Consider the following 2,747-nt stretch of genomic DNA (forward strand, 5'->3'; position numbering starts at 1 on the left):
GCCTTGATGTTTATTAGAGAGCAGCAATACTTACTGATTTTAAATATAAAAACAGTAATCCTGCCCTTTATCTAGTTTTTTTCATGTTGTAAGGTATCAAAGCCTTTTTACATCCGCCGAAATTTCAGCGGATATAAAGAGGCTCCTGATAAACTGATTGAACTCCATCAAAGGTTGTTTCATGAGAGATACGGTCAACCAAATGATTGGCGATGGGTATAGCTCTCTTCTTTTAGTGAATTTTATAGACCAGTCAGGCTTTTTGATACAGCCTTCACTCTATCATTCACAACTTGAACACCCTTTTTCCATACGGACTTAACGTGATTAACTCCAAATAAATATTGCAATTCCTGATAGTTTTCTACATTCCATAAAACGACATCGGCTTGTTTTCCGACTTCAAGCGAACCTACCTTTTCTTGTCTGTTGATTGCACAAGCAGCATTGTATGTTGCCGCCGTTAGTGCTTCAGCAGGGGTAAGCCGCATCGAGATGCATGCCAAGTTCATGACAAGAGGCATAGAAGTCGTCGGCGAGGATCCAGGATTGCAATCAGTCGAAATGGCAACCGCTACACCTYCATCAACCATTCGGCGTCCTGGAGCCGCATCTTCTCTTAAATACAGAGCTGTGGCTGGAAGCAAGCAGGCAATGGTTCCTGACTTAGCCATGGCTTGAATCCCCTCTTCGGAAGCCTTTAATAAATGTTCAGCTGAAATCGCTCCTATTTCGGCAGCCAGTTCTGCTCCACCGTATGGCTCAATTTCATCGGCATGAATTTTAGGGATCAAACCGTACTTTTTTCCCGCCTTTAAAATACGCTCTGATTGTTCAGGGGTAAAAACCCCCTTTTCACAAAATACATCATTGAATTCAGCAAGCTTCTCTTCAGAGACAATTGGAAGCATATCATTTATCAAATGATCGACAAATTCATCCTCACGGCCTTTATAATCCTTTGGAACTGCATGGGCTCCCATAAAAGTAGGAACAAGGTCAATCGGATGCTCCTCCTGTAACTTCTTCATCACCCGCAATTGCTTTAACTCAGTTTCCAAATTCATTCCGTAACCGCTTTTACCTTCTACTGTAGTCACGCCATGAGCGAGAAACGAATCAAGACGCCTTGTGGTTTGTTCCATCAACTCTTCTTCACTTGCTTCCCGGGTCATGCGGGTTGTTGCATGAATGCCCCCGCCCCCGTTCATTATGTCCATATATGTTGCACCTTCAAGACGCATTTCAAATTCACGCTCACGACTCCCGCCATATACAACATGCGTATGGGGATCAACTAGCCCTGGCGTCACTAAATGGCCAGAAGCATCGAAAACTTCAGCTTCATGCATTCTATCTGCATAGAGTTCTTCCAATTCTTTGGTCGTACCGATCGCTTGGATCAAACCAGATTCCATCCATATGCTTCCATCTTCAATCAACCCCAGCTCCGACATTGCCTCTTTGGAACGAGGACCTTTCCTATCAGACGTAAGGGTAGCAAGTTGAGTGGCATGTTTTATCCAAATTGGTTTTGTCATTGTTTATCAATTCCTTTATCAAGCATTGGGATATTAATTCCTCTTTCACGAGCTGTTTCCTCTGCCAGTTCATACCCTGCATCAACATGACGCACTACGCCCATCCCAGGGTCCGTTGTCAACACTCGCTCAATCCTTGCTCCTGCTTCTTTGGTTCCGTCTGCCACAATTACAACGCCTGCATGCATGGAGTAACCCATTCCTACGCCGCCGCCATGATGTACGGAAACCCAGGTTGCACCGCCCACTGCATTCACCATTGCATTTAAGATCGGCCAGTCAGCCACTACATCCGAACCATCCTTCATGGCTTCCGTTTCACGATTCGGCGAAGCAACAGAGCCTGAATCCAAATGGTCACGCCCAATTACTATCGGGGCCTTCAATTCACCGCTTGCAACCATATCATTTAGGATTTTACCAAAACGGGCGCGCTCCCCATAACCAAGCCAGCATATGCGGGACGGCAGGCCTTGGAACTGGATTTTTTCTTGAGCCATTCTGATCCAGTTACATAAATGTTCATTATCAGCGAATTCGCGTAAAATCGCTTGGTCTGTTTTATAAATGTCTTCTGGATCACCAGATAAAGCCACCCAGCGGAATGGACCTTTACCTTCACAAAATTGTGGACGGATATAAGCTGGAACGAAGCCCGGGAAGTCAAAAGCATTCTCTACCCCTTCATCTTTCGCAACTTGACGGATATTGTTGCCATAATCAAACGTCACGGCTCCTTTTTCCATCATTTCAAGCATCGCTCTTACATGTTTGGCCATTGAAGCTTTAGAGAGTTTAATATACTCTTCCGGATTCGCATTCCGTAATTCTGCAGCTTCCTCCATAGACAAACCTGAAGGTGTATATCCATTTAGCGGATCATGGGCGGAAGTTTGATCAGTCAGGACATCCGGAATAAAGTTCCTAGCGATCATTTCAGGAAGAAGATCGGACGCATTCCCAATCAAACCGATAGATAAAGCTTTTCCAGCAAGTTTTGCTTCTTTAGCTAAACGAATGGCTTCATCCAAAGAATCCGTTTTCACATCGGTATAACGGGTCTCAATCCTCCTGTCAATTCTTGTCTCATCAACATCGATCCCGATACAGACACCGCCGTTCATCGTAACTGCTAGCGGCTGTGCCCCTCCCATTCCGCCTAAACCTGCAGTTAGAGTAATTGTGCCTTTTAACGAGTTATTGAAA

At 44.8% G+C, this 2,747-nt stretch carries 2 protein-coding genes; both read right to left on the bottom strand.

Annotated features, from left to right (window positions below):
• Nucleotides 1–242: 242 nt before the first annotated feature.
• Nucleotides 243–1,541, bottom strand: a complete 1,299-nt coding sequence (gene hutI / locus AC1DVK_RS26640) for an imidazolonepropionase (RefSeq protein ID WP_477627798.1) — start codon at nucleotides 1,539–1,541, stop codon at nucleotides 243–245.
• Nucleotides 1,538–2,747, bottom strand: a 1,210-nt coding sequence (gene hutU, locus AC1DVK_RS26645; protein WP_477627799.1) for a urocanate hydratase, incomplete at its 5' end; no start/stop codon positions are given. The genes hutU and hutI, both read right to left, overlap by 4 nt.

The sequence above is a fragment of the Peribacillus sp. P4_B1 genome, from assembly GCF_056402395.1.